This is a genomic window from Pseudomonas sp. Sample_24 (genome assembly GCF_004307605.1).
Classification (GTDB): Bacteria; Pseudomonadota; Gammaproteobacteria; order Pseudomonadales; family Pseudomonadaceae; genus Aquipseudomonas.
The window spans coordinates 1-2,931 of sequence record NZ_RCNW01000185.1 but is presented as its reverse complement, the minus strand read 5'-3'; the positions used below and the strand labels follow the sequence as shown (position 1 = coordinate 2,931).

The following is a 2,931-nucleotide window of genomic DNA, read 5'->3' as shown; positions in this document are numbered from 1 at the left end:
CCCTGGAGCTTTTCTTCGAATTCGATTTCTTTCTTCAGCCCGGCATCGTTCTTCAGCGATTCCAGCTGTTTGAGCTGTTCCTGAAGGGCCTTTTCAGCTGCGCGAAATTCAGCGAGTCTGGACAATATCTTTACTCCAATAGTGTGTTTGGCTGATACCAACCGCAAACAAAGCTATAAGCCAAGAGCCTTGAAGCGACTCGGTGATAAATGGCGCACCTGCGAAATTACCGCAGGCATGAAAAATTGTAGTAGTTAATTGGCCAAGAGTAAATCATGTCTTTTTCTTCATGTAACAAGAGTAGTCTTTTGAATCAAATTGTGTACCCGTTGACCGTCTCATCGCATAAGGCCAAGGGTTAATGACCACTTAATGCACTAATGAATTCCGCGCCAGGCAGCGGTCGGCCGAACAGATAGCCTTGCTGAAAGTTAACGTTATGAGCGGTCAGGTAATCACTTTGCTCTTGGGTTTCTACACCTTCTGCAACCATTGCAAGATCGAGCTTGCCCGCAAGTTGAATGATGGCGTCGAGAATATGGCTGGAGGGGGTGTCAATGCCGATCATTGCGACAAAGCTTTGGTCGATTTTCAGAAAGTCGACATTGAATTCGCGCAGGTAGCCCAGGCTGGAATGTCCGGTGCCAAAGTCATCGATGGCGATCATTACGCCAAGTTCGTGCAGCTGTTCGAACAGTTGGTGGGCGAGGGCGGTGGGTTCGATCAGTTCGCGCTCCGTCAACTCCAGCACCAGATGAATGGAACCGGGTGCGAAGGCTTTGAGGAACTCACGGCAATCCTCTATCAGGTCAAGACTCTGGCAATGGCTGGCCGTGATGTTGATTCCGATATGAAAGGGTTCGGTGAAGGTGCTGGATAGCGGGCCGAGCAACGTCGCGGTTTGCCTCATCAAAGAGCGAGTCATCGGCACGATCAGTCCCGAGTGTTCAGCGAAAGGAATGAACAGATCCGGGCGCACCAGCCCTTCTTGTGGATGATTCCAGCGCATCAGTACTTCGATGCCCGAGAGTTTCTTGCTGTCGCCATGCACGACCGCCTGAAAATAAGGCACGAACTCCGCGGCTTCCAGCGCCCGTTGCATTTCGTGGGTGGGTGACCTCGAGCGCTTTTGCAGTATGTGGCCGATCGCACCGGAAATGACCCCGAAAAAAATCAGCAGGCTGAACAACGGCGGGTATTCACTGGTCATGTAACGCCAGGTTTCACCTTCCGGAAAGCCTGCCGCGACGCTGAAATCATAGCGTGAGGATTTAAGTGTGCTTTGGGCGACCGGGAAGTCGGGCAGGGGGCCATGGTGAAACTGGCCATTGGCACTTAGCCAGTTGTTTCCTACTTGCAGCACCAGCAACGTCTGACGACCAATCAGGCGCAGCACGTTACTCAGATGGTAACCATCCAGCGTCGACAGCGCACCGCGTTTTCCGTCCTCAAGGCGATAGATCAGCAGGGCGGTATCGGGTGTGACCGGGTTACCCTTCATCAGTATCAATTGGCCGCCGGCAAAATCGCCCGTTGAAATTATTTCGTGATAGTCGCCAAACAGGGAGCTGCAATAAATAGTGTTATCCCACGTCAGGTTGGTCGAGCGTACGAAGGGCCGGCGGGTTACTTGTTCGCGCAGGGCGAGTTTGACGTCTGCGCAACGTTGCCCGGCCAAGGGCAACAACTCGCGTGCCGCTTGAGCGGTGTTGTCGAGCATCAGTTCAAATTGTCGAATGGCCTCTTCGGCGGTTTCCTGCGCACTTTGCACAAGTGCACGTTCGGCCTGCATATAAAGGATGACCAGGCCGAGCACTACCGGAAGTAATCCACTGAACAAGGTGACTGCAACCTTGAGGCTGCGTTTGCGGCGTCTGACTTTTAATGGCATTCGCGAAACCTGTAGCGATGAAATGGAGCTCTCAAATGCTGGCAGGGCGAATCGCCTCCCAAAAAGAGTTCAGGTACGAGCCATGATAGTTCGCATGGCGCCATTATGCCGTTCGGCGGCAATAAAGTCGTTCGGCCAGTTTGAGCCGGCGCTGCCTGCGTCGGTCCAGCAACGCCAAGTCAACCTTGTTGGTGCAACAAACCGCTTGCACGCCGGTGGAAAAGGCGGATTTTATACAGAGGGCGGACAAACTCAGTTACGCTGTGTAGAATCAGGTTACGCATACAAGAATAATCGTCTTCTGGCAGCAGAAGCCTCGCCCGCACCAGCCTTGGGTCGACAATGAAGATATTTGGGTTTCAATTGATCTACGGTGATTTCCTCGCCCGCAGCGTGCGGGGCATCTCCTGCGCGCCACCCACCGGTCTCAGCATTGCTAGCAACTAACAGTGGTTAATTTCTAAAGCATGATGAGGCGCCGACCATGGCAGATTTATACGAAAACCCGATGGGCCTGATGGGCTTTGAATTTATTGAGCTCGCATCGCCGACCCCGAACACCCTGGAGCCGATCTTCGAGATCATGGGCTTCACCAAGGTTGCGACCCACCGTTCCAAAGACGTGCACCTGTATCGCCAGGGCGCGATCAACCTGATCCTCAACAATGAACCCAACAGCGTTGCTTCGTACTTCGCGGCCGAACACGGCCCGTCGGTGTGCGGCATGGCGTTCCGCGTCAAGGATTCGCAAAAAGCCTACAAGCGTGCCCTGGAACTCGGCGCCCAGCCGATCCACATCGAAACCGGTCCGATGGAGCTGAACCTGCCGGCGATCAAAGGCATTGGCGGCGCGCCGCTGTACCTGATCGACCGTTTCGGTGAAGGCAGCTCGATCTACGACATCGACTTCGTGTTCCTCGAAGGCGTCGACCGTCATCCAGTGGGTGCCGGCCTGAAGATCATCGACCACCTGACCCACAACGTGTATCGCGGTCGCATGGCCTACTGGGCGAACTTCTACGAGAAGCTGTTCAACTTCC

The 2,931-nt window shown here is 54.1% G+C and carries 1 protein-coding gene and 2 pseudogenes; 1 reads left to right on the top strand and 2 read right to left on the bottom strand.

Going from position 1 to position 2,931, the window contains the following annotated elements; all coding sequences use genetic code 11:
- Both D8V06_RS09660 and D8V06_RS09655 read right to left on the bottom strand, forming a co-directional pair.
- Positions 1 to 125: pseudogene (locus D8V06_RS09660) on the bottom strand (transcriptional regulator); the annotation flags it as partial.
- A 233-nt stretch (positions 126 to 358) separates the two neighbouring features.
- A complete protein-coding gene (locus tag D8V06_RS09655) occupies positions 359 to 1,891 on the bottom strand; it encodes an EAL domain-containing protein (protein ID WP_130908194.1) in 1,533 nt (510 codons plus the stop codon).
- Positions 1,892 to 2,375: 484 nt separating this feature from the next.
- Here D8V06_RS09655 and D8V06_RS09650 point away from each other — a divergent pair.
- Positions 2,376 to 2,931: pseudogene (locus D8V06_RS09650) on the top strand (4-hydroxyphenylpyruvate dioxygenase); the annotation flags it as partial.

What these genes read in the sequence shown, in the direction of transcription:
- D8V06_RS09655 (WP_130908194.1), bottom strand. Translation starts at nt 1,891, where the DNA reads ATGCCATTAAAAGTCAGACGCCGCAAACGCAGCCTCAAGGTTGCAGTC.